Genomic DNA, 999 nt, shown 5'->3' on the forward strand with positions numbered 1-999 from the left:
ATTTTGATTGCAAACCTTTTATCGGCTTGTGCATTAGCACCAAAGCTAAAACAGCCCAATGATAGGAACCGCGTGCCCATTAATAAAACAATCCCTGCCGAAATCAAGCGAGGAGACAGATGAAAAAGCGATTTATTATAACAGGAATGATTACCCTTTTGGGGATGATAAATTTGGCACATGCAAACAATGTTGATGGAAATCATGTAGGCGGTAACGTGCGGCTAAATCTTTTAAGGGCACAGATTCTTTCGGAATCAGATACTAAACAGAGTTCACCTGCTTCACCGCCACAATCTGCTTCACCGCCACCACCTGCTCTACCAGCGGAATATCTGGAGCTTATTGATCTATTAAAAAAAGGGGAAATTATTGAGCTCTTAAAAAAACAGCTTGCGTTAAAAAAAGAACAACTTTCGCAAACAGAAAAAACCTATCAGGCTATAACAAAGAGTCAGAAAACTGAACCTCAAAAAATAGACTTTTCTAGTTTTTTTCTCAAAGAGCCAGAATCGCTCTATAAGAGAGATGAGCTTTCAAGGGAATCATATCAAAAGCTATTGCAGGAGGAAGACAAAATTTCTGGGTCTTTTGATAAAATGGGCAAAGCTATTTCGGGGCGTTTACAATTTGCATCGATACTAGATAAAGCTGTAAGTTTAGAAACTGTTGAAAAAATAAAAGATCGTTTTCAATACCTCGCAAATCTATTAGGTGAAATTAAAACAAAAAAAAACCTGAAAGATATTGCAGATCTTCAAGCACATATCGATGGTTCGTTAGCCATGATCCAAAATGAATTTATAAAGATGGAAATGATAACGCATTTACGTAAGGCTGAGCAATCACTTATCAAAAAGAAAAGACGCGAAATTGATATGAGAATTTTTAACCATGAAGCAAAAGAGATGCCTATCATACGATGAAAACAAAAGCCGATGTAGAAGATTCAGTACTATCTGAACAATTCAGAGAGGCACAAAGGTTTTATCAAAGCTA

At 36.6% G+C, this 999-nt stretch carries 2 protein-coding genes; both read left to right on the top strand.

Going from position 1 to position 999, the window contains the following annotated elements:
• The coding region (locus tag ACFILO_RS09495) for a TrwH protein (RefSeq protein ID WP_275064669.1) at window positions 1-123 on the top strand (123 nt) is incomplete at its 5' end.
• A complete protein-coding gene (locus tag ACFILO_RS09500; RefSeq protein ID WP_375678215.1) occupies window positions 120-926 on the top strand; it encodes a type IV secretion system protein in 807 nt (268 codons plus the stop codon). The genes ACFILO_RS09495 and ACFILO_RS09500, both read left to right, overlap by 4 nt.
• The last annotated feature ends 73 nt before the right edge of the window (window positions 927-999 follow it).

This window comes from Bartonella sp. AP72JLCBS (assembly GCF_042195705.1).
GTDB lineage: Bacteria > Pseudomonadota > Alphaproteobacteria > Rhizobiales > Rhizobiaceae > Bartonella.